This is a genomic window from Candidatus Methylacidiphilales bacterium (genome assembly GCA_033875315.1).
Classification (GTDB): Bacteria; Verrucomicrobiota; Verrucomicrobiia; order Methylacidiphilales; family CAZTYG01; genus JANRJG01.
Genome location: JANRJG010000040.1, coordinates 87736 through 113470, shown reverse-complemented (window position 1 = coordinate 113470; position 25735 = coordinate 87736). Strand labels below are relative to the sequence as shown.

At 58.6% G+C, this 25735-nt stretch carries 26 protein-coding genes, 1 tRNA gene and 1 pseudogene; 7 read left to right on the top strand and 21 right to left on the bottom strand.

The annotated features are described in order from the left end of the window. Positions 1 to 13 precede the first annotated feature (13 nt). On the bottom strand, positions 14 to 4156 hold the full coding sequence (locus SFU85_12870) for a hypothetical protein (protein MDX6767667.1): 4143 nt from the start codon (positions 4154 to 4156) through the stop codon (positions 14 to 16). A 446-nt stretch (positions 4157 to 4602) separates the two neighbouring features. Between SFU85_12870 and SFU85_12865 the strand changes: the two genes are divergently transcribed. From SFU85_12865 to SFU85_12850, 4 genes are all read left to right on the top strand, one after another. Further along, positions 4603 to 6351 (top strand): glycoside hydrolase family 3 N-terminal domain-containing protein, encoded by a 1749-nt coding sequence (locus tag SFU85_12865; protein MDX6767666.1) that lies wholly within the window; start codon positions 4603 to 4605, stop codon positions 6349 to 6351. 21 nt (positions 6352 to 6372) lie between these two features. After that, positions 6373 to 8844 (top strand): glycoside hydrolase family 2 protein, encoded by a 2472-nt coding sequence (locus SFU85_12860; GenBank protein ID MDX6767665.1) that lies wholly within the window; start codon positions 6373 to 6375, stop codon positions 8842 to 8844. A 50-nt stretch (positions 8845 to 8894) separates the two neighbouring features. Beyond that, positions 8895 to 10136: an alpha-L-fucosidase gene (locus SFU85_12855; GenBank protein MDX6767664.1), complete on the top strand. Its 1242-nt coding sequence runs from the start codon at positions 8895 to 8897 to the stop codon at positions 10134 to 10136. Positions 10137 to 10253: 117 nt separating this feature from the next. Further along, on the top strand, positions 10254 to 11501 hold the full coding sequence (locus tag SFU85_12850; protein MDX6767663.1) for a glycosyl hydrolase family 28 protein: 1248 nt from the start codon (positions 10254 to 10256) through the stop codon (positions 11499 to 11501). A gap of 160 nt (positions 11502 to 11661) precedes the next feature. On the opposite strand, the gene glsA is transcribed toward SFU85_12850, so the two are convergent. Together glsA and SFU85_12840 are read right to left on the bottom strand one after the other, a co-directional pair. Then, positions 11662 to 13548, bottom strand: a complete 1887-nt coding sequence (gene glsA, locus SFU85_12845; GenBank protein ID MDX6767662.1) for a glutaminase A — start codon at positions 13546 to 13548, stop codon at positions 11662 to 11664. A 273-nt stretch (positions 13549 to 13821) separates the two neighbouring features. Beyond that, a tRNA-Ala gene (locus SFU85_12840) sits at positions 13822 to 13894 on the bottom strand. Positions 13895 to 14009: 115 nt separating this feature from the next. Here SFU85_12840 and SFU85_12835 point away from each other — a divergent pair. The 3 genes from SFU85_12835 to SFU85_12825 all read left to right on the top strand — a co-directional run bounded on the left by SFU85_12835 (position 14010) and on the right by SFU85_12825 (position 15819). Continuing rightward, the gene (locus SFU85_12835; protein ID MDX6767661.1) at positions 14010 to 14810 is read left to right on the top strand and encodes a LysM domain-containing protein; all 801 of its coding nucleotides are present in this window, start codon (positions 14010 to 14012) and stop codon (positions 14808 to 14810) included. Then, positions 14807 to 15430, top strand: coding sequence for a hypothetical protein (locus tag SFU85_12830; protein ID MDX6767660.1), 624 nt, complete (start codon positions 14807 to 14809; stop codon positions 15428 to 15430). Before SFU85_12835 ends, SFU85_12830 begins: the two co-directional genes overlap by 4 nt. A gap of 77 nt (positions 15431 to 15507) precedes the next feature. Continuing rightward, positions 15508 to 15819, top strand: coding sequence for a hypothetical protein (locus SFU85_12825; GenBank protein ID MDX6767659.1), 312 nt, complete (start codon positions 15508 to 15510; stop codon positions 15817 to 15819). Between the two features lie 231 nt (positions 15820 to 16050). Here SFU85_12825 and rplQ read toward each other — a convergent pair. The 18 genes and pseudogenes from rplQ to rplN form a co-directional block, all read right to left on the bottom strand. Continuing rightward, positions 16051 to 16404: pseudogene (gene rplQ / locus SFU85_12820) on the bottom strand (50S ribosomal protein L17). Next, positions 16405 to 17424, bottom strand: coding sequence for a DNA-directed RNA polymerase subunit alpha (locus SFU85_12815; protein MDX6767658.1), 1020 nt, complete (start codon positions 17422 to 17424; stop codon positions 16405 to 16407). Positions 17425 to 17529: 105 nt separating this feature from the next. Beyond that, the gene (rpsD, locus tag SFU85_12810; protein ID MDX6767657.1) at positions 17530 to 18138 is read right to left on the bottom strand and encodes a 30S ribosomal protein S4; all 609 of its coding nucleotides are present in this window, start codon (positions 18136 to 18138) and stop codon (positions 17530 to 17532) included. Positions 18139 to 18158: 20 nt separating this feature from the next. Continuing rightward, a complete protein-coding gene (rpsK, locus tag SFU85_12805) occupies positions 18159 to 18545 on the bottom strand; it encodes a 30S ribosomal protein S11 (protein ID MDX6767656.1) in 387 nt (128 codons plus the stop codon). A 160-nt stretch (positions 18546 to 18705) separates the two neighbouring features. Further along, on the bottom strand, positions 18706 to 19101 hold the full coding sequence (gene rpsM, locus SFU85_12800; GenBank protein MDX6767655.1) for a 30S ribosomal protein S13: 396 nt from the start codon (positions 19099 to 19101) through the stop codon (positions 18706 to 18708). 12 nt (positions 19102 to 19113) lie between these two features. Next, positions 19114 to 19230, bottom strand: coding sequence for a type B 50S ribosomal protein L36 (gene ykgO, locus SFU85_12795; GenBank protein MDX6767654.1), 117 nt, complete (start codon positions 19228 to 19230; stop codon positions 19114 to 19116). Between the two features lie 9 nt (positions 19231 to 19239). Further along, a complete protein-coding gene (gene infA, locus SFU85_12790; GenBank protein ID MDX6767653.1) occupies positions 19240 to 19455 on the bottom strand; it encodes a translation initiation factor IF-1 in 216 nt (71 codons plus the stop codon). Next, a complete protein-coding gene (map, locus tag SFU85_12785) occupies positions 19428 to 20192 on the bottom strand; it encodes a type I methionyl aminopeptidase (protein ID MDX6767652.1) in 765 nt (254 codons plus the stop codon). The genes infA and map overlap by 28 nt, the downstream gene beginning before the upstream one ends. A gap of 11 nt (positions 20193 to 20203) precedes the next feature. Then, complete coding sequence (gene secY / locus SFU85_12780; protein MDX6767651.1) at positions 20204 to 21706, bottom strand: preprotein translocase subunit SecY; 1503 nt, start codon at positions 21704 to 21706, stop codon at positions 20204 to 20206. Positions 21707 to 21764: 58 nt separating this feature from the next. After that, entirely contained in the window at positions 21765 to 22229 is a 465-nt protein-coding gene (rplO, locus tag SFU85_12775; GenBank protein ID MDX6767650.1) for a 50S ribosomal protein L15, read from the bottom strand. 13 nt (positions 22230 to 22242) lie between these two features. After that, a complete protein-coding gene (rpsE, locus tag SFU85_12770) occupies positions 22243 to 22719 on the bottom strand; it encodes a 30S ribosomal protein S5 (protein MDX6767649.1) in 477 nt (158 codons plus the stop codon). A gap of 203 nt (positions 22720 to 22922) precedes the next feature. Beyond that, positions 22923 to 23291, bottom strand: a complete 369-nt coding sequence (gene rplR / locus SFU85_12765) for a 50S ribosomal protein L18 (GenBank protein MDX6767648.1) — start codon at positions 23289 to 23291, stop codon at positions 22923 to 22925. Positions 23292 to 23314: 23 nt separating this feature from the next. After that, on the bottom strand, positions 23315 to 23857 hold the full coding sequence (gene rplF, locus SFU85_12760; protein MDX6767647.1) for a 50S ribosomal protein L6: 543 nt from the start codon (positions 23855 to 23857) through the stop codon (positions 23315 to 23317). A gap of 5 nt (positions 23858 to 23862) precedes the next feature. Next, on the bottom strand, positions 23863 to 24258 hold the full coding sequence (rpsH, locus tag SFU85_12755) for a 30S ribosomal protein S8 (protein MDX6767646.1): 396 nt from the start codon (positions 24256 to 24258) through the stop codon (positions 23863 to 23865). Positions 24259 to 24271: 13 nt separating this feature from the next. Beyond that, entirely contained in the window at positions 24272 to 24457 is a 186-nt protein-coding gene (locus SFU85_12750; GenBank protein MDX6767645.1) for a type Z 30S ribosomal protein S14, read from the bottom strand. A gap of 34 nt (positions 24458 to 24491) precedes the next feature. Beyond that, positions 24492 to 25064 (bottom strand): 50S ribosomal protein L5, encoded by a 573-nt coding sequence (rplE, locus tag SFU85_12745; protein ID MDX6767644.1) that lies wholly within the window; start codon positions 25062 to 25064, stop codon positions 24492 to 24494. A gap of 6 nt (positions 25065 to 25070) precedes the next feature. Beyond that, positions 25071 to 25355 (bottom strand): 50S ribosomal protein L24, encoded by a 285-nt coding sequence (rplX, locus tag SFU85_12740; GenBank protein MDX6767643.1) that lies wholly within the window; start codon positions 25353 to 25355, stop codon positions 25071 to 25073. Next, entirely contained in the window at positions 25352 to 25717 is a 366-nt protein-coding gene (gene rplN / locus SFU85_12735) for a 50S ribosomal protein L14 (GenBank protein ID MDX6767642.1), read from the bottom strand. Before rplN ends, rplX begins: the two co-directional genes overlap by 4 nt. Positions 25718 to 25735 lie beyond the last annotated feature (18 nt).

Genomic DNA, 25735 nt, shown 5'->3' with positions numbered 1-25735 from the left:
TTCAGGCCCGGATTCAGGGAAGCACCACCGGGGTCCACAACCGGGGATCCGGTTTTTTGTCGGACCAGATCGGACGCCAGGTGAGGTTTTGTTTCAATTCCACCCCGGCCACATCGGCATCGTTCACCCGAACATTCACATACAGGGTTCCGGAAGTCAGCGCGGCTTTCGGCACTGTGAGACGATACAACGTGTGGTTTCCCGCCACCCGGTCGACCACCGCCTTGGCCGGTAATTCCGCCCCTTCCAGCGTGCTGGATGCAACAGCCACCCCGACCCGTCCCACCCGGATGACGCTCAACTTGCCCCCGGCCGGTTGAAGGGCAATGTCCACCGAGTCACTCTTGTTCAGGTCTTTCGCGTTGGAAGCGGGCAAGTCCTTGTTGTCCCGCACATCCACCACCACAACGAACGAATCAGGATCAAGTCCAAGCCAAACCGATCCGCTGAGATCATCCTCGCCCTGGTACCAGTTCGAGCTGTCCGGGAAGGCATCAAAGTAATTCTTGATACCGCCCGGATCGAGGATGCCCGTCCGGGGTTGCTTCAACCAGGCCTCGGCCGTCATGGCCAGAACGGATCCTTTGAGTTCTTCCAGCGGCTGGAGGAAGCGCAGGCCACTGGCCTGGGTGGCGACTTCCGAACCGTCCAGACGCAAGGTCCACTTGATTTCTTTCGGGCCGTCCGAGCCCATCTTTTCTTTTTCCAGCTCGGCCGGTCCGGCCGTGAGCAGTTTCCAGCCCTGGCTGCCACTCAGGACGAGGAAGGTCACCAAATTGGTGCCTTTGCGCAGTTTGGCTTCGACTACGTGGTCATCGATCGAATAGCCCCCTTGGTTGCCTTCCTTCAGTGTATCGAGAACCTTAACGCCATTGACATAGCAGGCCATCCACCAGTCGGCCGAAGCCCCCAGCTTCACGGTCTGTTCGGAGGGACTCTCCACTTCGGCAAATACCAGCGCGGCCTGACGTTCTTTCGGTCCTCCGCCGAGGGCGGAGATATTGAGAATCTGGTCCTGGAGAGGCAGCAGGCGTCCCTTGATCTCACGACCTTTGACGGTCAAACTTTGGGGTATCTGCTTGAACGTGGCAGGGTCGAAATCACCTTCTCCAAATCCGGTATAAACCATCCAGTTGACCGGCCATGCCAGGGCAGTCCCGGTGGGATTCAAATTGATATCCACTTTGGCCACGGCTTCACCACTCCCCGGCAACGCGACTTCCTGGGTTCCGGAAACTGGGGTTCCAGCTATCTCATAGGACAGTTGGGCCTTGGCGGGCGATTTCCCTGGGTTGCGAACCTTGACCCGCACCGGGGTTTGTTTTCCAGGCAGCAAATTGACCACAGGATCCGCCTCAATGGACGAGGGCAGAACTTTCAACGCTTTGGCGTTTCCCTGCCAGGAGATGAAAAGCGGATCGGCCCCCACACCGATTGACAACACCCCATCTTTGCTGGCCCGGCGCACCTTTCTGTTTCCGAATAAATCTGCCGACACCACCCCCTTGTCCGTGTCCCGGAGACCTCCCAATTCCAATGTACGGTAAACGGTGTTTTCCTCGCCCCCCCAGGTCACGAGGACATTTCCCTGGCCGTTGGGTTTCTCGAAGACGTAACCCTCGGCGCCCGACTGGTCAAAATCGAACAGCCGGCTGAATTGATACCCCCGGAGCATTTCCACCGTGGTGCGGTAGGCCAGAATGACCGGACGCGGTTCTTGGGGTGTTTTCAATGAAGAATAAGAGGCTTCGGCACCGGTGAAATAGAGCCGGAACCAATAAAACAACGGGGAACCCACGGATTGGGCGTAAACCAGCTTTTGAATCGCCGTGCGGGCTTGGATTCTTTCTTGGCGTGCCGTTTTGGCGGCAAAGCCCGATTCAGTGTCTGCTAGTGGCTTGTCTGCCTTGTCCGTGCCACGGATGATGGCGGCAATCCGCTCATAGGCTTTCCGCTCCGAATCCGCCCCCGGCCCGTGACCGTGATAGGCCAGAATGTCGATTTTCGATTTCGGCACCTTCTCGACAAAGGACTTGGAACGACGCATCCCGTCTTCACCAAAGAAAGCCAGCCCGCCATTCATCACTTTGGCCCCAGGATTACCCCGTTTGATGGCATCGCGGAGGGTGACGAATCCTTCCAGGTAATCCTCGATGGGACCCGGATAGAAGAAAGTCAGATCGGGCTCGTTGCCCAATTCGTAGTAGGTCACACGGTCCTTGTAACGGGCGGCAAAGGCTTCGGCTTGGCCGGCCAGTTCCGCCACTGCGGCGGCCCGCTGTTTGGCATCCGGATTGTAACGCGGTTCCGGCATCATCTGGGTGCTCAACCCCGCTTTGCCATAAATTTCCAGGGCCTTGTCCATGGCGGCGAAATCCGTGATGGCCGGGCCGCCGTTGCGGAAGATGTCCACGCCCATCACCGTGGCCCACTGGACGAAGGCCGGATGGTCCAGCGGAGATCCCTGCACCACATCCAATCCATAAAGAAATTCCTTGTCTCCCGCTTTCGGTAAAACCACCGGACTGTGGATGGCGAAGGAAGTCTCGTGTTCATAGAGATTCTCAAAGCCCGTCGGCGTTTTCGCATCCGTTTTCAACCGGATGGTATAAACTCCGTAGGGGAGCTTTTCCGTGCCCACGGGATAATGGATGGCATCGGCTTGGCCGGGTTTGAGTGTAAGGTTGCCCTCGGACGATCCCAGCGCCACCCCATCCGGACTCAGCAGTTGGAAGTTGTAGGCCAGATCCACTGGCTTCAGCGCAAGATTCCGCATGTGAAAATGGAGGGAGGCCTTTTCTCCCTTGGCAAAGGCAAAGATGTCCTTGTCGCCGGTGATCTTTTCCAGACGGGCCAATCGTTTCCAGTCGGGCTTGTCCGAAAGGTCGTAACCCTTCACCCGGATGCTGCGGATGGCCACATCGGTGTTGAATGCATTCAGCCGGAAATCGTATCCCTTTTCCCCTGCCGCGGGGGTTTTAGACCCGGGCACACGCTGTCCGAAAAATGCATTATCCAACCGGAACCGCAACGTCTGGAATCCGGGGTTGTTCCCCCATCCCCCCGCCACCTGTTTGGGGCCCTCGGCGGTGTCCACGATCACATTGACCGGAGCGTTGGCCTCATAGCGATAGACAATTTCCACATCCACCGCCGCCTGGGCTCCGGAGAGAAATTTGGGATCGGTCACCCGGAAATACCACGAACGCGCCCAGGGAAATTCATCAGAAGACCCCCCGGCGGCACTCCATGCTGAAACCGTGCCTGTTTCTTGATTGAACGTTTGGGGGGAAACGTTTCGTGGGGCAAACTCCAACCCACGGCTGACCGGTTCTTTGTCAAAAAGCACAAACAGTTCGTAAGGATCGGGAATAATGAGTTCCCGGCGGTCTTCAAACCAGGGTTTCTCGGGAGCGGCACGGGGTGGATAGGCGCGAAGCTCCAAGGCATAAAATCCGGGTCCGAGCTCGGCCGTGGGCACTTCTGCTTCGAGGGCGCTGGTGGTCCCGGCCGCCAAAGCGGAACGACCTTTGACTTCGCGCACTGTCTTGCCTTCGGCGTTCAACACCTTGATCTGCCAATCCGTCTCGGTCGGCTTCAGGGCCTCATTGCGGATGTTCCAAACCACCTTCTTGGCCTTTCCCTCTCCGGCCACAAAATTTCCCCCCTCGGGCGTCACTCCCTCAATCTTCAATAACTCGGCATAATCCGGATTGTCCGAAACATCGTATCCGGTGATTTTGACCGATCGCAGGTAGAAGTCCCCCGCGGCCGCGTTGATCCGGAGATCGTAGCCATCTACCGGAAGTTTCTTCTGATCGTTGGCAAAATCACGGGAACCGAAGAAGGCATCCTTCAAGCGGAACTTGATCGTCTTCCATTTTTTTTCATTGCCCCATCCGGTCGCTACCAATGCATTGCCGGCCCCGGAATCGGCAAAGACCTCCACTTTGGTGTTGGCTTCGTGGCAATACACAATTTCCACATCCACCAGGGGCTTCTTGCCATCGCGGAACCGGGGGTCGGTCACTTTGATCAAAAAGGAACGAGCCCAATCATCAGCCACCACAGACTGATGACCGGACTTCCAAGCCTCGCAGGCTTGGCCTTCGATGTTGATCGTCTCCGGGGTCAATCGGTCGCGAATAAACGTCAACCCGTTTTCTTTCGGTTCCTTGTCGAAAATTAACGACAATTCGTCAGCGCCGCGGACCTTCGGCAAGAAAAGGAGCGCAAGCACTGCTGCAAGTGATATTTTTACAAGCGCGTTTTTTTGTGGTGTTGTTTTCATCGGTTGGGAGGCCCTATCAGGTTTTGGTAGTGGACGGGGTCGCTTAACTGAAAGTAGAATCCGAAATGTAAAAATCAAGGTTTTTTCCGCATGCTGTGCTTAAAGTCCCGTCGTCTTCAAGGAGCCAAGCTCAAACTGTCTCCAAAGAGCCAAATAAACTTCGACATTTATTCGACAACTGATATTAGAGATATGTCACTTTGAACTCTAATTCTTCCCTAATTACCCTTAAAAATCCACCTCCCGTGTCCCCACCGTTAATGCCCATAAACGAAACGTCAGCAAAGGAACCGACCCATCCCTTAAGGGATATGCTGCAACCGGATGCCAGAATATGGGTGGAAAAAACCCTGCGTGAACTCTCCGACCGGGAAAAAATCAACCAGTTATTCCAGACCACGTTGACCCATTGGGACCAACGAATCCCACAGCAAACCCTGGTTGATCGGGTGCGTTTCAATCAGGCAGGCGGGGCCTTCATGGCCGGACGTCCTTGGAAGCAACTGCGCGATTTGGCTAGACAGGCCACGGAGGGCCAAAAGGTACCCGTCATCTTCTCCGGCGACAGCGAATGTGGTCCCAATACCCCCGCCGAGGGGGTAGCTTTCGGCTCGGCCATGGCCTTGGGGGCAATAGCCGATTTGCAAGAAGCCTGCACCCTGGCCTATGAGGTGGGCCGCGTGGCTGCCCTACAATGTCGTGCCTGCGGCGTGCGTTGGAGTTTTGCCCCCGTGGCTGATCTCAACTTCAATCCCGATAATCCCATCACCAACATCCGATCTTTCGGATCAGATCCCGAACGAGTGGGCGCCCTCGTATCAGCCTACCTCCGTGGAATGCAGGACCATGGTTTGGCCGCCACGCTCAAGCATTTTCCAGGCGACGGCATGGACTCCCGGGACCAGCATATCACCACCGCGGTGAATCCCCTCACGGAAGAAGCCTGGCAGTCCACTTATGGAAAAGTTTTCCGGGCGGGGCTCGAAGCAGGCCCCTGGAGTGTGATGGTGGGTCATCTGGCTTGGAGTGCGCGGTCCGGCCGAAACCCAAATACCGGATTGTTCCTCCCCGCCACCGCCGATTCCCGTATCCAAATCGATCTCTTGCGCAACGAGATGGGGTTTACGGGGGTCATTGTCTCAGATGCCATCGGTATGGGCGGGCTGGCCGGACATTTCAAATCAGAAGCCGACCTGGCCCTGGCCAATGTGCTCACAGGTTCCGATGTGGTGTTGTTCGTGGAAAATCTGCCCGCCGCTGCCGATACATTTCTCAAAGCGATGGACCGGGGTGAATTGACCCGGGAAAGATTGGACGCCTCAGTGCGCCGAATACTGGAATTGAAGGCAAAGGTCGGATTGACCCCACCGGCCCCCGTTCTGCCAGATGAATCAGCCTCCGCCGCCGCCTTTGCCAACCGCCACGAACATACCGTGCGTCAGGTGGCGGAAAAATCGGTCACCCTCATCCAAGACCGGAACCGCCTGTTTCCCATTAAACTTCCCCGTGGATCGAAAATCCTCGTTTTTGACCTGCCACGTGATGTTTCAGATTTGGGCAAACTGGCAGTCGTGGATGCGGCGTCGAACACCGATCCCGGAGTCCAGCCCACACTTGGGTCAAACCCTGTGCATTCCCGCCCGAAAGCCGCCTTGGCGGAGGAACTCGAAAAAGGAGGCTACGTAGTGCAATGGGTGGAGAACCTTTCCGACTATGAACGCGCCGTGTCCTGTTGCGATGCGGTTTTGTATGTTTTCCGAAACGGCCCCATGGCGGGCCGCAACAGCGGCCGCATTTCTTATAACGCCATACAGTCCCTCGACTTAGTGCGGATTTTTTCGCATTTTCCCTGCTACTTTCTTTCTCTGGGAAGCCCCTATGTGGCCTGGGAAATCCCCGTCTTGCCGAATCTGATCTGCACCTACGCCGGACACGATGCAGCACAAAGAGCCGCGGCATCCGCCCTGTTGGGCCGGATTCCCTTTGCCGGAATACTACCCGTCCACTTGCCCGAGGATTCGGGTTTTTCCCAAGTGTGTGGCCCCCTGTCGGGCCTCTGATCCTAACGACTTCTTTTCCTAATGACCACGAAACCCATGAACATCATCCGCCTAGAAGGAACCTGGAAACTACACTGTCCGAGACGCCATCTGACACTGGATGCGGAATTGCCCGGGGACACCCACAGCGCGTTGTTGAAAGCCGGTCATTTGCGGGACCCGTATTATGGTCTCCAGGAATTGGAAGCCCAGTGGGTCGGTCGGGAAAACTGGACCTATCAACGTTCTTTTAAGGCATCGCGGGACTTCCTCAAGGCACCCGGGGTCTTTCTCAATCTGGAAAACGTGGATACTTTAGCCACCGTTTTCATCAATGGGAAAGCGGCGGGTAAAACGGCCAATGCTTTCCAACGCCACCGATGGGAAGTTCGCCACCTGTTGAAAACGGGGCTGAACGAGATCCGAATCGAATTCCAATCCGCGGAAATCATGGCAGCCCGGGAGGCCTCCCTTCTCCCCTATCCTATTCCCCACAGTCAGTTTCCCATCCAATCTCAGCACCGTAATCTCATACGTAAACCCCAATGCCATGCCGGCTGGGACTGGGGCCCTTGCCTGATGGTGTCGGGCATTTATGGGGACATCTATCTGGCCGCAACCTCGTCGCCGCGCATCGAACATGTCCTTGTGACCCAAAAACATGACAAGGGCACAGTTGATCTCGAAATCACCTGCGAAATACAAGCTTCCGGCAGCGGTAAATCCACTTACGCTTTTTCCTTCGCCGGTCAAAAAACCAACGGATTATTCTCTTACACCGCAGGTTCGAACCACCTGAAAGCAACCCTTCATGTCAAAAATCCTTCCCTGTGGTGGCCCAATGGATACGGCGACCAACCTCTCGAAGATCTCCGGGTCAGCGTAGGCCATGAGTCAGTGGTAAAGCGCATCGGTTTACGCCACCTGGAAACCCGATTCCAAGAGGATGCCCAGGGACTGAGTCTTGAATTTCGGGTCAATGGTGTGCCCATCTTTGCCAAGGGTGCCAACTGGATACCGGCCGACGCCCTTCCGGCCCGGGTCAACCGCGACGTTCTGGAAGATCTGCTGGAAAGCGCCGCAAAAGCTCATATGAATATGCTCCGTGTCTGGGGCGGTGGACGCTATGAGAGTGATGACTTTTACGATCTGTGCGATGAAAAGGGCCTTCTGGTCTGGCAAGATTTCATGTTCTCCTGCTCGCTTTACCCCGCGACCGAAACGTTCCTGTCCAACGTCCGCAGCGAAGCCGAGTACCAGATCAAACGTTTGCAGCATCGCACCTGCCTGGCACTTTGGTGTGGCAACAACGAAAATGTCGGCGCCCTCAACTGGTACGAGGAATCGAAAAAAAACCGCGACCGCTACCTGGTGGACTATGACCGACTGAACGAAGGGGTGCTCGGAAACACCGTTCGCAAACTCGACCCCACCCGCACATTCTGGCCCAGCAGCCCCTGCGGGGGGCCGGGCGATTACTCTGATTGCTGGCATGATGACTCACGAGGAGACATGCATTTCTGGAGCGTCTGGCACGAAAGCAAGCCCTTCGAGGATTATCTGAAGATCCAACCCCGCTTCTGTTCCGAGTTCGGCTACCAATCCTTCCCCTCTCTGGAAAGCATCAAAACGTATGCGCCACGGGAGCAGTGGAACGTCGGCTCCCCCATCATGGAGCACCACCAGAAAAATCCCGGGGGGAATGCCCGCATCACGGAGAACATGACCCGTTACTTCCGGTTTCCGGATGGTTTTGATGCCTTTGTTTACCTCAGCCAGTTCCAACAGGGAATAGCCATAAAAACAGCGGTGGAACATTTCCGCCGGTTGCGTCCGGTTTGCATGGGGGCTCTCTATTGGCAGTTGAACGAAATGTGGCCGGTCTGCTCCTGGGGATCACTGAACTATGGAGGCAAATGGAAACTGCTCCATTACATGGCAAAAAAGTTTTTCGCCCCCGTGCTGGTTTCGATAGAACAAAAAAACGATGGGATCCTGGAAGTATGGGGGAGTAGTGACCTGATGAAAACTGTTTCCGGAACCCTGTCGATTGAAGTGATGGATTTTTCCGGCAAAACCCGGAAGCGGCTGCAGTTCCGTACGACACTCCCCGGACTCAGATCCAAATGCCTCAAGCGTTTGAAAACAGCCGATCTGGCTTCCGATCCCGCGTCGGTTTTCGTCCATGTGGAATTCAAAACTCCTGGCACCACAAGCCGGAACACCCATTTCATGACGCTTTACAAAAAATGTGAGTTGCTGAAGCCGACGATTAAAGTGTCCGTATCCCGCATTGGAAAAGACGGAGTCCTCGAATTAACCCTTGCCACCAACCGCCCCGCTTTTGGTGTCAGCCTGAACGCAGTCGGCATTCGCGGAGAGTTTGACGATAACGTGTTGACCCTTCTTCCCGGGAAAAACCATCCGTTGAAGTTTTTCCCAAAGCAGCGAACCAATCGTGAACAATTCCAGCGTTCCCTCACCATCCACAACCTCCGGGATAGCTATGCCTGATGCCAGGTCCCCGTGAAATCCTGCCACAAATCCCCTCACAGAGTGACCCCATGCCAACCGATTATGCTGCCCAAAAAGAACGCCTGAAATGGTTCAACCAGGCCCGCTTTGGCATGTTCATCCACTGGGGTCTCTATTCACTGCTCGGGCGCGGTGAGTGGGTGCGATACACGGAGTCCATTCCGACGGACGAATACCAATCCCTTTCGTCAAAGTTCAATCCGCGACATTTCGATGCCAGAAGCTGGGCCCGGCTGGCCAAAGAGGCCGGGATGAAATACATGGTCCTTACGGCCAAGCATCATGACGGCTTTTGCCTGTTCGACAGCCACCATACCAATTTTACCGCACCGCGCACGGCTGCCCAACGTGACTTCGTCGCGGAGTACATCACCGCCTGTCGGGAGGAAGGCCTGGGTGTGGGGCTTTACTTCTCCGTTAAGGATTGGGATTTTCCCGCCTACTTTGAAGGCCCGGAAAAAAACCCCCAAGGCTGGAAAAAATTGGTGGAACACTTACATAACCAAGTGCGGGAATTGCTGACGAATTACGGCCAGATCGATATTCTTTGGTATGACTGCCCGGATGACGCCAACTTCCGGGGGGGCTGGGGAGACAAGACCAAGGATATATGGCGCTCGGAAGAACTGGAAATCATGGTTCGTGCGCTTCAGCCCCAAATCCTGACCAACAACCGTTCCGGCTTGCCGGGGGATTTTGCCACTCCGGAGCAGGAAATCCCCAATGCCTATTACCAGGATGGTTTTTTTGAGTCCTGCATCACGATGAATCATTCGTGGGGTTTTTCGTCGAACGAAGGCGAGTACAAAACCTCGACTCGACTTTTGGAACAGCTGACCGCCTGTGCCGCCCGGGGGGGCAATTACTTGCTGAATGTGGGGCCGAATCCAGACGGCCAGATTTCTCCCCAGGCCGTGGACCGGCTGTTGGAAATGGGACAATGGCTCAAGATATGCGGCCAGGCCATTTATGGCACTGAGCGGATTTTACCCAACTGGTGGGACTTCTGCACCAGCGGCAGGATAACGACCAAAGGGGACAACGCCTACGTGATCATGCAGACTTGGCCCGGCGACGGCCGGATGGTCCTGGCCCAGCTCGGCAATCATGTACCCAAAGCGGAGCTGCTGGGAGCCGCCGGAACTTTGACCGTCAAGCGCAAAGGTCGACAGTTGATCGTGGAAGGGCTGCCCCATCAGCCTCCGATCCATCCGTTTAACGTCATCAAACTAACTTTGGATGGAAGTCCGCAACCCCAGTATTACTACTAGATAAACATGATTTCCTCCTGCTCATCCCCTACTGGACCCGACCTGATCCATCCCGACTTCCGGGTTTGGTTCCGACATTCCGCACAGGACACGTGGCGGGAACGCCCCGTTTCCGCCATGATGGTCGATATGCGGCGACCCCGCATGGTCGGACATGCAGTCATTCCGTCCGGTAAAAAAGTATTATTGAAAATTGTGACAAACCACCCGGCAGACCAAGCCGAGATTCGCCCAGCCCAGCCGAAATTGCTTCGAAAAAATAAGGATGGATCGCTTCGTTTGACCCTATCTGCAAATGAATCAGCCACCTTGCAGTTTTTGAACGACCCCGGCATCTGCTTGCACCTGAATGTGCGGCCGGGTAAATGGGCGACGACCACGCGCCCTCAAAAAAACGTGCTGCACTACAAACCGGGATTCCACGTGATCCCCGGGGGTGTGCTCAAACTCCAATCGAATCAGACCCTTCAGCTTGACGATGGAGCCGTTCTGCGCGGTCGTCTCGAATGCTCCGGCGTGGAGAACGTCCTCATTCGGGGGCTGGGAGTCATCGATCTGCTAGCAGATTGTCCCCCGGACCCCAGAAATGAAATAGCCCCCAAAGCGCCTGCCCTCAAAATCGTTCACAGCCGAAACGTCCGGGTGGAAGGCGTGACCCTGCGTAATCCATCGCATTACGGCGTCATGTTAGGTCAGTCAAAAAATATTCATATCAACCACGTCTCCATTTTCACCCACTGCCTCTGGGGGGACGGCATCGACTCCATGTCATGCTCGGATCTCCGGGTGGCGCATTGTTTCATCCGGAGTTCCGACGACTGTCTGGCCGTGTACGCCGACCGCGGCGAATTCAAGGGGTCCGTCCGCCGCCACCATTATTCGCATTGCACCCTTTGGGCAGATGTCGCCCATCCGGTCATGGTTGGAGTGCATGGCCAACAAAAATCTCCTGGCCGTAACATCGAAAAACTGCGCTTTGAACATTTGACCATCCTGCGCCATTGCGAACCCAGTCCGATGTACCAGGGTTGTCTCGCGCTGAATCCCGGAGATTGGAACATCATACGCAACGTCCATTTTACGAACATCCGCATTGAGGATTCCGATGCCCCGCGCCTGCTGGATTTACGGGTGCTTTTCAACCCCGCTTACAACCCAGTGCCCGGAAAAACCATCCAGGACATCCACTTCAACCGCATCAGCTACCGGGGTGATCCGGAAATTCCTTCCGTTATCGAAGGCTTTGACCGGCATCGCTGGGTCAAAAATGTGTCCGTGAAACAATTGTGCATCAACGGTATCCGGCAGAAGTCGATCCCCAATCTACGCACAAACCAGTGGGCAACACTGCCCAAGGTTGGCTGACGCCGCTGAATCCCCCCTACTTTCATGCACAACAAAGAGGACTGCTCGGGGCCCGGATGAACTGGCGGACAGACCGATCCTGGTTAACTCATCCGTCCGATGGACGGGTCCAACATCAAGCGTCCCACGGCCACCGACAAACTACCGCTTACTGGAACCATCATCGGGCCAGCACAGAGCGACCGATGTTGGCTTTGCGCAGGCGTCCGGAAAGCAGACGGGTCAGATTGCGCAGGATGAGGGCATACAGCCGCGGGCACGACACCTCCAGGCCGTCGAAATCCACCGCTCTCAGGCGCTGCAATTCCACTTCGGTATCACTGACCACTTTGGCTGATCTGGGGGAACGGTCGATGAGGGCCATTTCGCCAAAAGCCATCCCCGAGGAGAAGGTGGAGACACGGGTTTCCCCGCCCTCCCCGTCCGGCACCCAGGCACTGACCTTGCCCCTGAGGAGGAAGTAGAGATCGTCCCCGGTTTCGCCAGGCTGGATCAGTGCGGTGCCCGAGGCCACCTTGGAGGAAATGAGCAACTTCTCAAAGATCTTCAGGTCGTCGGGGTGTGAGCCGAGGAGCAATTCGCAATCCCCCAGTGCCACCCGCTCGTCCGCCGACCAAGTGGCGGAAAGGTCGGCCAGCAGGCGGTTTTCCGCCGTTTCCAACGCGTAGTCGGCTTCCTGAATCCAGAGGATTTTGTCCCGCACCGCTTCCGGGGCCTCTTTGCGGAAGACGGACTCGAGGATCGCGAGATGGCGGGTCCCGGTCAAAATGACCGGCAGGTTCCCCAAAAGGATGTTTCCCAAGAGGCGGGTGAGCATGCGGGCGGCCACCAAATCCATGCGAAGCACATGGCGGAAGTCGAGCAAGAGGTGCGGGCTGTCCTTGATCACATCGAGGACGGCACGGGTGACCGATTCCGCCCCGGAAAACAACAATTCGCCCTGCAATTCCACCAAGGCAATCTGGTGCCCGTGGGCCTTGAGCACGCGTGATTCCGATTCGGTGCGGAGCCGGTTGGAACCGTTCTGGTCCGGGTGGATGACCCGCCGGACGCTGGTCCGGGCCACCCGGGGGATTTTGAACATGTGCAGGTCGAACATGTGGGACAATTCACGGCAGACCGCGATCCCGCGCACGCTGTTCCCGCGCGGATCGAGTCGCGGGGAAAAGACGCCGATGCCGAGCTGGCCGGGTAGGACGGCCACGATGCCGCCAGCCACGCCGCTCTTGGCCGGCATGCCCACATTGTAGATCCATTCTCCCGCCGCATCGTACATCCCGCAACTGCCCATCACGCTGAGCATGCTCTCGACGTAATCCGCGCTGACCGCGCGCTGGCCGGTGATGGGGTTGGACCCGCCATTGGCCAGGGTGGCCGCCATCACTCCGAGGTCGCGACAGTTGACCAGGACGGAACACTGTTGGAAATAGGCCTCCAGCGCTGGGGTGGGATCTTCGGTGAGGATGTCAAAATTGCGCAGCATGTGGGCGATGGCACGGTTGCGGTGACCGGTTTCGTTTTCCGATTGATAAACGGTCTGGTCCACGGAAAGGCTGCGTCCGGCGAAGCGTGAGAGGGAATCGAGGATCCGCCGCATTTTCTGCGCGGAAGTTTTCCCCTCGACCAGGCCGGTGGTGGCGATGGCCCCGGCGTTGATCATCGGATTCATGGGGCGCCCGGTGCCGGGCTGGAGGCTGATCGAGTTGAAGGCTTCCCCGGTTGGCTCAACCCAGATTTTCTTCAAGACCTCGACCCGGCTGTTGTCCTCCAAGGCCATGCCGTAGCTGAAGGGTTTGGAAATCGACTGGATGGTGAATTCCTGTGTGGTGTTGCCCGCCTCGTAAACCGCTCCGTCGGCAGTGACCAGACAAATGCCGAACCAGGACGGATCGGCCTTGCCCAATTCGGGGATGTAGGTCGCGACCTCGCCTTCGTCCAAGTCGCAAAACTGGCGGTGCAGGGCTTCGATGGTTTCTTGGATGGGAGAGGAGATGGAGGTGGCGGACGGTTTGGCGGGGCGTTCAGGGAAAGAATTCTTGGAGGACATAAGAAGCGATGATGACAAGCAAACCCCATGCCGGGAAAGAAAAAGTCCACCATTCAAGCGGGCAAGCGGCCGAATTTTGTTCGGATCAGAGGACGATATTCACCTCGCGAAGTACCACACCACGGAGGGCGTGGAGCCATGGGGATGGGACCCTCCCGGGTCGTTGCGTATTGGCCTCCGGCCCGATGGATTTGTCCTTCGGACGCAGCAAACGAACTGCGTTCGAATCAGGGGAACAACGTTCGCTTTGCGAAAGACTACGCCCGGAGGGCGTGGAGCCATGGGGATTCGAACCCCAGACCTCCTCAATGCCATTGAGGCGCTCTACCAACTGAGCTATGACCCCGTGAAGGAATGAAAATAAAACCACCGCCACGGCAAAAGATCAACTGAATTGTGCAAGGCCCCCATGCCCCGGAAATCCCTTGCACCCCCCCTCCCCGGGAGTACACTCCTTCCACATGAAGTTATCTGTAGTTTGGATGGCCCTGGCCTCCGCCGCGGTGTTGTTAACGTCCTGCAAGCCCCCACAGAAGGGCCTGGACGCGGAAAATGAACTCAATCCCTACTTCCGCAAGGCAGCGGATGCCACGGCAGAGGGCAATTATTACGCCGCCATCGAACAATACGAAGCCGCCCTGCAGGCGAACAAAAACGTGGCCAAAGCCCACGTCGAAATGGGTCTCCTCTACTCGGAAAAACTCGGCGACCCGGTCAGCGGCATCTACCACTTCCAGAAATACCTGGCCGTCCGCCCGACCGCCGAGGACCGCGAGCAAATCCAGGCGTATGTGGAAAAAGCCAAAATTGATTTTGCCCTGACTCTGCCCAACTCCACCGTGCACAACGCCGAGGAAATGGCCCGGTTGAGCAAGGAGAACATGGATCTCAAACAAGCCTTGGCCCAGCGCGACACCCTGCAGGCCAGAAAAGACGATTCCACAGCGGCCGCACGGATCAACCCGGTGCCCGCCGAACCTCCGCCCTCCCCGGCCCAGCCTGCTTCACCCACCGGCGCCCCGACCGTTGAACACACGGCAGCCGCCACCGCACCCATCACCGCTCCAGCAACCGAAACCATACCTTCGACCGCCGGAGCCCGCAGCTACACGATCCAAAAAGGCGACAGTCTGTGGAAGATCGCCAAACAATTCTACCCCGATGACGTGCCCGGCGGTGTCCAGAAGATCAAGCAAGCCAACCCCGAAGCCACGGCCAAAGTCCAGAATCTGAAGCTTGGCACGACACTGGTTATTCCATGAGTCCCCTCCCCTCCTCTGAACAACCCGATCTCCTGGGCCGTTCCGGCTCGAAATCCATGGAAGACCTGACCCATGAACTCCAGGAGCAACAGGAGCGCCTCATGGACCTGCGGCGACAGCAGGAGGAAGTCGAGCGCCGCAAGAACGAACTAGAGGAACTGAACCGCCGCCGCCAAGAGCTCGCCATCGGGCAAAAAACCATGCGCGAGCGCCTGACCCGTGCCGTCACCGTGCTGGAAAGGGCCGAATATGAGGCTCGCAAAGAAATCGAGCAGATCCAGATCACGCGCGAGACATTCACCGACCACCTGAACCAGATCGAGGCCATCCAGCCCGGTTCCTGGACCCCGGAAAACCTCGATGAGGAACTGACCAAGGCCCTTTCCAAAATCGATCACGCGCAGTCGATCTACAATCAATCGCGGGCCAAAATTGACGCCCTCAGCGGCAAGGACATCCACGATGGCTCGGACACCGAATCCACAGAGGGAGAAACGTCCTCATCGGGTTTCGAGGGACAGGTGCCCTTCACGGAACTGGTCGTCCGGGGTTTTGCCCTAACACTGCCGCTCCTGATCCTGCTGACCGTCATCGCACTGGTTTTGTTGTTCAAGTTCTGAACCGGGGCTGGCCGGTTTGGTGCTGGGCCGGGCTTGGTGGGTTGACGTTTTCGTCCACCTCGGGCACAAGAGGAGCCATGTCGTTGTTTTCCCCCCGGCCGAAAGACCCCATCGCAGAGGAAATGCGCCGCCTTGAGGAAAAGGAGCGCCAGCTGGCGCGCGAGCTGGAAAAGCTGCAACACCCGGCACCGCCACGCAGCGAACCGGGACCGCCACGTCCACTGGTCCTGATTCCACCAGGGGAAGAAACAGCCCCCGCCCCTGTCCCGACGCCTCCACCGGGTCGGCGCCTGCGGGTGCAGGAGCGCCGTTCTCGCGCCCGTGTCATCACGGCTTGCGTCATCCTGGCCGTGCTGCTGCTCTTGATCTACCGGGTTTGGCGGGGTTGATAAGCTTTACAAGACGGGGTGGGACACCCGTCTACGGATCAAAAAAGCATCCCGGGTTTCAAACAAAAAGGGCGGCCGTTTCCGGCCGCCCTTTTTGTATTTTCCCTCAGGAGGATGAGGAAATCATTCCTTGGCTTTTTTCTTGGCGGTTTTTTTCTCCGCGGCCGGGGCCGTTGCGGCCTCGGTCTTGGGTGCCGGGGTCTCCACAGCCGGAGCCGCTTCAACTTGGTGGTCCACCCATTCGATCAACGCCATGGACGAGGCATCGCTGCCGCGGACGCCCAGTTTGAGGATGCGGGTGTATCCACCCTTGCGGTCCTTGAAACGGGGGGCGATGTCGGAGAAGAGTTTGCTCACCACTTTGGCATTTCCCATCAGTTTGCTGGCGGCTAGGCGGCGGTGGTGGATCTCCCCCTTCTTGCCGAGGGTGACGAGCTTTTCCGCGAGCGGACGAACCGCCTTGGCCTTGGTCAGGGTGGTCTTGACGCGGTTGTGCTGGATCAGGCTGGAGGCCAGATTGGCCAGAAGCGCGTTCCGGTGCGCGGATTTGCGCCCGAGTTTGACAGTTTTCTTCGCGTGTCTCATTTACTTGGATTCCGTATTGGCCGCTTCCGGGGGGAGTTCGACCAGGCCGGGCTCGAACTTCATGCCCAGACCCAGACCGAGTTGCTGGAGCTTATCCTTGATCTCGTTGAGCGACTTCTTGCCGAAGTTGCGGTACTTGAGCATCTCGGCCTCGCTCTTGAGGGCCAGCTGGCCCACGGTGGTGATGTTGGCGTTGTTGAGGCAGTTGGCCGCACGCACCGAGAGTTCGATCTCGTTGACGCTCATGTTGAGCAGTTTCTTGAGGGCGCTGTCCTGGGTGCCGGTCTGTTCCTTCGGCTCCTCGAACTCGATCGGCTCCTTGTCGAAGTTGACGAAGATATCCAAGTGGTGGCGCAGGATGGCCGAAGCTTGGAGCAGGGCATCATCGGGATTGAGGCGGCCATCGGTCCAGACTTCCAGAGAAAGCTTGTCGTAGTCGGTGCGCTGGCCCACGCGGGTGTCGGACACTTCATACTTCACCTTGCGCACGGGGGAGAAAAGCGAATCGATCGGGATGACACCGATGGCGGTTTCCGGGGTCTTGTTTTCGTCGCCGCTGGCGTAGCCGCGGCCGACCTTGACCTCGATCTCGGCCTCGAACTTCTGCTTTTTGTCGAGGGTGCAGATGACTTGGGAGGGGTTGATGACCTCGACGCCGGCGTCAAGGGTGATGTCCCCGGCGGTGACATCGCCTTCCTTGTTCACATTGATGTACAAGGTGCGGGCATCGCGGTTGGGGAGCTTGAAGAGGACCTTCTTGAGGTTGAGGACGATTTCCGTGACGTCCTGAACGACGCCGGGAAGGGTGGCGAATTCGTGCAGGGCACCCTCGATCTTGATCGAGGTGATGGCGGCACCCTCCAGGGAGGTCATGAGGACCCGGCGGAGAGAGTTGCCGAGCGTGTGGCCGTAGCCGGCCTCGAAGGGTTCGGCGACGAATTTGGCGTAGACAGGGGTGGCGGAAGCCTCGTCCTTGACGAGACGGTTGGGCAGCTCGAAGCGGCTGAGACGAATGGGCATGAGTTTTTTTCTGTTGTGGCCGGGTTACCCCGGAAGCGCGACCGGCGCTCCGGGACCAACGGCGGTTGTTTTTTTCCCCGGGGTGGTCCACCGGGAGAAAGGGGTTTACCGTGAGTACAATTCGACGACCAAACGTTCGTTGACGATGGGGGCGATTTCCTCGCGGGTGGGGATACGGGCAACAGTGCCCTTGAAGTGGTCTTTGTCCAGGGTGAGCCAACCGGGGACCGGGGCGAGCTGGGAGGCTTCGAGCCCGAGGGTGGCCATGCGGCGGGACTTGGGGTTGTCCCGGATCTCGATGACGTCGCCGGCCTTGAGGTTCATGCTGGCGATACTGGCCTTGCGTCCGTTGACACGGGTGTGACCGTGGGTGACCATCTGACGGGCCAGGCGGCGGCTGGTGGCGAACCCGAGGCGGAAAACGACGTTGTCCAAGCGGGTTTCCAGGAGCTGGAGGAGGGTGTCGCCGGTGACCCCGCGTTTCTGGACGGCGATTTCATAGTAGCGGCGGAATTGCTTCTCCATGACGCCGTACATGTACTTGAGTTTTTGCTTTTCCCCGAGGGCGGTGCCGTATTCGGAGAGCTTGCGGCGGCTTTTCGGGCCGTGGACGCCCGGGGGGAAGTTGCGGCGCTCAAGCGCCTTGGAGGGTCCATAGATCGGCACGCCAAAGCGGCGGCTGATTTTGCTGCGGGGTCCGGTGTAACGAGCCATGATGTTCTATTCCTTGGTGATCAAACGCGGCGGGCCTTGCGGAGGCGGCAGCCGTTGTGGGGGATGGGGGTGACGTCCTTGATGGTGCTGATTTCCAGACCCATAGCCTGGAGGGCGCGGACGGCGGATTCGCGTCCGGTGCCCGGGCCCTTGACCCGGACTTCCACTTCCTTGAGGCCATGGGACATGGCCTGGCGGGTGGCATCCTGGGCGATGACCTGGGCGACGTAGGCGGTGGATTTCTTTGATCCACGGAAGCCGCACTTGCCGGCGCTGGACCATCCGATGACATTGCCCCGGAGGTCGGTGATGGAAACAATGGTGTTGTTGAAAGAAGCGGTGATGTGGGCGATGCCCTGGTAGACGTTCTTGCTGCCCTTGGCCTTGATGATCTTGGGTTTTTCGATCGGGCTGTCGAGGCTGAGGCTGAGGTCGGCCGGAAGGGGAGCGGCGGCTTCCTTGGCTTCGGCGGGCTTGGCGTTTCCGCCTTTGGCGGCGGGCTTGGTGGCTTTGGGGGCCTTTTTCGTTTCTTCTGCCATATGTTTGGTTCGTCGTTATCCCTTGGGATCAGACCTTGCCGGCCTTGGCGTCCTTGTTGCGCTGGACCCCGACGGTCTTGCGGGGGCCCTTGCGGGTGCGGGCATTGGTCTGGGTGCGCTGGCCGCGGACCGGGAGGCCCTTCTTGTGGCGGATGCCGCGGTAGCAGTTGATGGCCTGGAGGCGCTTGAGATTGACCTGCAGATCGCGGCGGAGGTCGCCTTCAATCAGATAGCCGCGGGTCTGGATGACCTGGATGATCTGGTTGATCTGCTGTCCGGTCAGATCCTTGGCGCGGGTGGCCGGATCGATCTGGGTTTCTTCAATGATTTCTTTCGCACGGGTCGGCCCGATGCCGTACAGATAGCGCAGCGAAAACTCGACGCGCTTTTCCCCTGGAATATCCACACCTAACACTCTTGGCATAACAAATCCTCTTCAACCCTGGCGCTGCTTGAGCCGGGGATTTTTCTTGTTGATGACGTACACTTTTCCCCGCCGCCGGATGATCTGGCAGTCGGATGTGCGCCGTTTGACGGATGCTCTGACTTTCATTTTGGTTCCTTAGATGAGCCCGATGATCCGTCCTTTTGACAAATCATAGGGCGAGAATTCTACAATCACCGGGGTGCCTGGCAAGACCCGAATGAAGCTCAAACGCATTTTTCCGGACAAACTGGCCGGGAGCTGCTGCCCGTTGGCCAGTTCGATGCGGAATACCGTCTTGGAGATGGGGCCTACCACGGTGCCTTTCATTTCAATGCGGTCACTTTGCGGCATGTCAGGATCTCCGGATCACCCTCGGTGACCAACACGGTGTGCTCGAAATGCGAGGAAAACTTGCCGTCGACGGCCACCACGGTCCAGCCGTCGCCGAGGATGCGGACGTCCGACCGGCCGAGATTGACCATGGGCTCGATGGCCAGGGTCATTCCGGGTTTGAGCAGGGGGCCGGTGCCGGCCTTGCCGTAATTCGGGATCTGGGGCTCCTCGTGCAGGCTGCGTCCGACCCCGTGGCCGACGAATTCCTTGACCACGGAGTACCCGGCAGCGGACACGTTTTTTTCGATGGCGCAGCCGATATCGCCCAAGCGGTTGCCCGCGCGGGCCTTGTCGATCCCAGCGGCCAGCGCCCGTTCGGTCTGTTGACAGAGACGGGTGACTTCAGGTGCCACCGCTCCCACCGGAACCGAGGCGGCGGTGTCGCCCACCCAACCATCGAGGACGATGCCCACGTCGAGTTTGACCAAGTCGCCGTAAACCAGTTTCCGTCGGCCGCCAATGCCGTGCACAACCTCCTCGTTGACCGAAATACAGATATGGCCGGGGAACCCGCGGTACCCGTGGAAGGGACTTTTGCCCCCGCGCGCACGGATGATTTTGGCGGCTTCGGCATCGATCTCGCCGGTGGTGATGCCGGGTTGGACCAAGGCCATGAGCGCATCCAGCACTTCAGCAACGGCCTGGCCGCTGCGCCGCATGCTGTCGATTTCCTGGGCGCGCTTGATGGGGATCATAGACGCACCGGTCAGCTCTTGATCAGGCTGACGGCGATGCCCCCCACAATGATGATGCCGATCAGAACGAGCAACCAGATGATGCGGTCTTCGGAAACGGCTTCGCCCTGGGAGGAAGAAGCACCGAAGGAACGTCCGCGGATTTTGCCCTTCTTGAGGAATCCGTCGTAGTGCCGTTGCAGGAGGAAAGTTTCTGTCTGCCGCATGGTGTCGAGCATGACCCCGACGATGATGAGCAGACCGGTGCCGCCGAAGAACTGGGCCGTGATCATGGGGATACCCATGAAGCTGCTGATGAGCATGGGCAGGACGGCGATGACGGTGAGAAAGATGGCTCCGGCGAACGTGAGGCGGGTCATGGAGAAATCAAGGAACTTGGCCGTGGGGTCACCCGGGCGGACACCGGGGATGAAACCGCCGTTGCGCTTCATGTCATCGGCGATCTGGGTGGGGTTGAACACCATGGCGACCCAGAAAAAGGAAAAGAAGAAAATCATGAGGGCCTCGAGCGTGACGTAGAGCCAGGTGCCCGGGGCCAGGAGGGAGATGAACTTGTGGGCGGCCTCGTTGGTCGGGAACATCATGCTGATGATGGTCGAGGGGAAGACGAGGATGGCGCTGGCGAAGATGATGGGCATGACGCCGGCGTAATTGACCTTGAGCGGAAGGAAGGAAGACTGGCCGCCGAAGACCTTGTTGCCACGGACTTGGCGGGCGTATTGAACCGCCACTTTGCGCATGGCCTGGGTGATCATGATCGTGCCGGCGATGACGGCGAAAAGGAAGGCGATGAGGAGGACAAGGACGAGCGGGCTGACGGCTTCCTTCCCGCTGCTGGCCGGCGGATTGAAGACATTCCATCCGGCGGTGATGGCGGCGGGGAGTCCGGAAACAATCCCGATCGTGATGATCATCGAGACCCCGTTGCCGATGCCGCGCTCGGTGATCTGTTCACCCAGCCACATGAGGAACATGGTGCCGGCCGTGAGCGTGATAACCGTCGTGAGCTGGAAGGCCCAACCCGGATTGGCCACCAAGGGACCCATCTTGGCCATCACCACCTCGATGCCATGGAGCATGGGGAGGTTCTGGGGATTTTCGAAACTGCGGGCGAGGAAGTAGCCCTGGACGATACAGAGGATGAGGGTGCCCATGCGGGTGTACTGGGTCATCTTCTGGCGTCCCCCTTCTTCGCGGGACAACTTGCCCAGACTGGGAATCACACCCTGGGCCAGCTGGACGATGATGCTGGCGCTGATGTAGGGCATGATGGTGAGCGAGAAGATCGCGCAATGGCTGAGAGCGCCACCGCTGAAGAGGTTGAACAGACCGATGACGTTGCCCTGTTGCTGCTGCTCGATGACCGTGCGGAAGTATTCCTTGAGCACCATGAAGTTCACCCCGGGACAAGGTATCGAAGCCCCGATCCGGGCCACCACGAGCACGGCCAGAGTGAAGATGATGCGCTGGCGGAGTTCCGGGATTTTGAAGCAGTTGGTGAAGGCGGAAAACATCGTTGGGTCCCCCTCCCCCGATCAGCCCGGCCGGGTGGGCGGGGCCTGGCGGGGGTGGTTAGTTGCCTGCGGGTTTTTTGGCGACCAGCTCCAGCGTTCCGCCGGCCTGGGTGATTTTCTCCTGGGCCGTCTTGGAAGCGGCATGGGCGAGGATCGTGAGTTTCTTGGTCAGCTGGCCGGTGCCGAGGATCTTGACCCCGTGCCAGGTGCCGGTGATCAGACGTTTGGCCCGCAGCACGGATTCGTCGATCTTGTCTCCGTCGTTGAAGGCATTGAGGCTGTCCAAATTGACCGGGGCGTAATAGGTCTTGAATTGGGCGTTGTTGAATCCGCGCTTGGGCATGCGGCGGATGAGGGGCATCTGGCCGCCTTCGAAGCCGGGACGGATGTGGCCACCGGAGCGGGCTTTTTGGCCCTTGTGACCGCGGCCGCTGGTTTTGCCATGGCCGGAGCTTTCGCCACAGCCAAGTCGCTTGATGCGGTGGGTGGCTCCGGGACGGGGTTTGAGGTCGTGCAGATTCATAGGGATCGGGCGGTTAGTTGTTGATCGCGGCCGGCGCGACGGACTTGCCGCGTGCGCGGAGGATGTCTTCCGGCTTGTTGAGTTGGTGCAATCCTTCCAGCGCGGCCTTGACCACGTTGGCCGGGTTGCCGGAACCGAGAGACTTGGCCAGGATGTCCTTGACGCCGGCGGCTTCGAGGACGGCACGAACGCCGCCACCGGCGATCAAACCGGTTCCGGTGGAGGCCGGGCGCATGAGCACCCGGGCACCGCCAAATTCCCCGATCACTTCGTGGGGAATGGTGGTGTTTTTGAGATTCACTTTTTCCATGTGTTTGCGGGCGTCATCGGTGCCCTTGGAGATGCAATCCGACACCTCGTTGGCCTTGCCGAAGCCGATGCCGACCTGGCCCTTGCCGTCGCCGACAACGACGAGCGCGCTGAAGCTGAACCGGCGACCGCCCTTGACGACCTTGGCGCAACGGTTGATGAAGACGACCTTCTCGATCAGGCCCTTTTCTTCACCCTCTGATTTCTGGTCATTGTTACGGCGCGGTCCGCGGCCCCGCTGGCCGCCTCCGCGCTGGCCACCGCCACGGGGACCGCGGTCGGAGCGCTCGGACTTCTCGGCCGGAGCAGCAGTTGCGACAGCCTCGGCGGCGTCGGTTGCAGGAATGTCCGCCGGAGCGGGGATAATGTTTTCGTCTGCCATAATTAGAATACCAATCCACCTTCGCGCGCGGCGTCGGCGAGTGCTTTGACTTTACCGTGATAAAGGAATCCTCCGCGGTCGAAAACGACCTGGGAGATCTGTTTGGCCTTGGCCCGTTCCGCCAGGAGCTGGCCGACCTTGGCCGCACCGGCGAGGTTGGGACGCAGGTTTTGTCCGGCGACCGATTTTTCGGTGGTGCTGACCCCGACCAGAGTTTTGCCGAGGGCATCGTCGATGATCTGGGCGTAGATGTGCTGGCTGGTGAAGGAGACGGCGAGGCGGGGCCGGGCGGGGGTGCCGACAACCTTGCGCCGGATGCGGATGTGGGTCCGCTGGCGTGTCGCCTTGGTGGTTTTTTTCGAAGCTTTCATGATGTGTCAGTTTCTCCCTGGGATTACTTGCTCTGGGCCGTCTTGCCTTCCTTGCGGCGAATGACCTCGTCGGAGTAGCGCACACCCTTGCCCTTGTAGGGTTCCGGGGGGTAGTAACGGCGGATGTCGGCGGCCACGGCCCCGACGCGTTGCTTGTCGACGCCCTCGATGACGACATTGGTGTTTTCCTCGACGGTGACCTTGATGTCGGCCGGGATGGGATAAATGACCGGGTGCGAGAAGCCGAGGCTGAGGTTGAGGTTCTTGCCCTGGACAGCGGCCTTGAAACCGACGCCATTGATGATGAGCTTCTTTTTGAATCCGTTGAGGCACCCCTGCACCATGTTGTTGACGAGGCTGCGGGTCAGGCCGTGGAGGGCACGATCCTGGCGGCTGTCACCGGCGCGGGTGAAGCGAACATGGGTGCCATCGACGGCGACATTGACACGCGGGGTGATGGTGAGTTCGAGTTTGCCCTTGGGTCCCTCGACCTTGACGACACTCCCGGAGACTTGGACTTTGACTTTGTCCGGGACCAAAATGACTTTGTTTCCGATTCGTGACATGGCGATTACCAGATGTAGAGGAGGAGTTCCCCCCCGACGTTTTGTTTTTTGGCCTCATGGCCGGAGAGGATGCCTTTGGGGGTGGAGAGCACGGCCGTGCCGAGTCCCCCGAGGACCTTGGGGATTTCCCCGGCGCCGCAATAACGGCGGAGTCCGGGCTTGGAAATGCGGCGGATGCCGCGGATGGCCTTGACGCCGGCGGTTGCGCCTTTGAGGGTGAGCTTGAGGGCCTGATGGGAGCCGTTCTTGGTCAGCTCACATTCCTCGATGTAGCCTTCCTTCTTGAGCACCGTGGCCACGTCGCTTTTGACGCGGGAATAGGTGGTCAGGCACTCGGGCTTGGAGGCGCTGGCGGCGTTGCGGATCTGGGTCAGAAAATCTGCCAATGGGTCGGTCTGCATGTGGTTGTCCTGGTTACCAGCTGGCCTTGGTGATGCCGGGGATTTCCCCGTTGAGTGCCATCTCGCGGAACTGGATACGGCTGACGCCGAATTTGCGCATATAGGCGCGGCGGCGTCCGCTGATCTGGCAACGGTTGTACTTGCGGACGCCGAATTTGGGCGTCCGCTTCTGCTTGGCGATCATCGATTTCTTGGCCATGTGCTAGTCCTGTAGTCTTGTAGTCTGGGTCTGGTTAAGCTTGGGTCGGGGCGGCGGCCACTTTGCGGTCCGCAAAAGGCATGCCCATGAAGGTGAGCAGGTCCTTGGTTTCTTCCTTGTTCTTGGCGGTGGTGACGATGGTGATATCCATCCCCAGCGTGCGCTTCACCTTGTCGAGTTCGATTTCAGGGAAGATGGAGTGGTCCTTGACGCCGAGGGTGTAGGCGCCGCGTCCATCGAAGGCGCGCGGGGAGATGCCGCGGAAGTCACGGATACGGGGCAGGGCCATCCGCATGAGGCGGAGGAGGAACTCGTTCATCATCTTGCCGCGCAGGGTGACCTTGACGCCGATTTCCTGGTGCTGGCGGAGTTTGAAGTTGGAAATGCTCTTCTTGGCCAGGGTTTTGACCGGCTTCTGACCGGTGATGATCGTGATGTCGTGAAGGGCGTCTTCCATGGCCTGCTTCACATCCTGGGCGGAACCCACGGAGCAGTTGACGACGATCTTGGTGACCTTCGGCACTTCGTGCACGTTCTTGTAGCCGCGCTTCTCTTTCATCGCGGGGACGACGATGTCCTTGTATTCCTGTGCTAAATCAGAACTCATGGCTTGTTACTTCTTGGCTTTGCTGGGGGTCTTTTCCGCAGCGGTGACCAGCTTGACGTTGGAAATGTGGATGGAACCTTCCTTTTCCGTGAATCCGCCCTTGGGGTTTTCCTGGGTCGGGCGGGCGGCCTTCTTGATCATGCGCACACCCTCGATGATGACACGGTTGTCCGTGCGCAGCACTTGGAGGATTTTGCCTTCGCGGCCCTTGTGGGCGCCGCTGATGACCTTGACGACGTCGTCTTTTTTCACGTGGAAGGACTTGGGGGTTGCGTAACGGGTGATGCTCATAAGACCTCCGGGGCGAGCGAGATGATCTTCATGAAGTTTCTCTCGCGGAGTTCGCGGGCCACGGGTCCGAAGATGCGGGTGCCGCGGGGGTTCTGGTCCTTGTCGATGATGACGACCGCGTTGGAATCGAAGCGGAGGTAGGAGCCGTCGGGACGGCGCACCGGGCGGCGGGTGCGGACGACCACGGCGCGAACCACTTCACTTTTCTTGACCGTGCCGTTGGGGGCGGCTTCCTTGACGTTGGCGGTGATGATGTCACCAATGCCGGCAACCTCGGTTTTTTTGCCGATGACGCCGATCATGGTGGCCTTGCGGGCGCCGGTGTTGTCGGCGACATCGACCCAGGAACGAATTTGAATCATAACGTATTGCTCCGTATC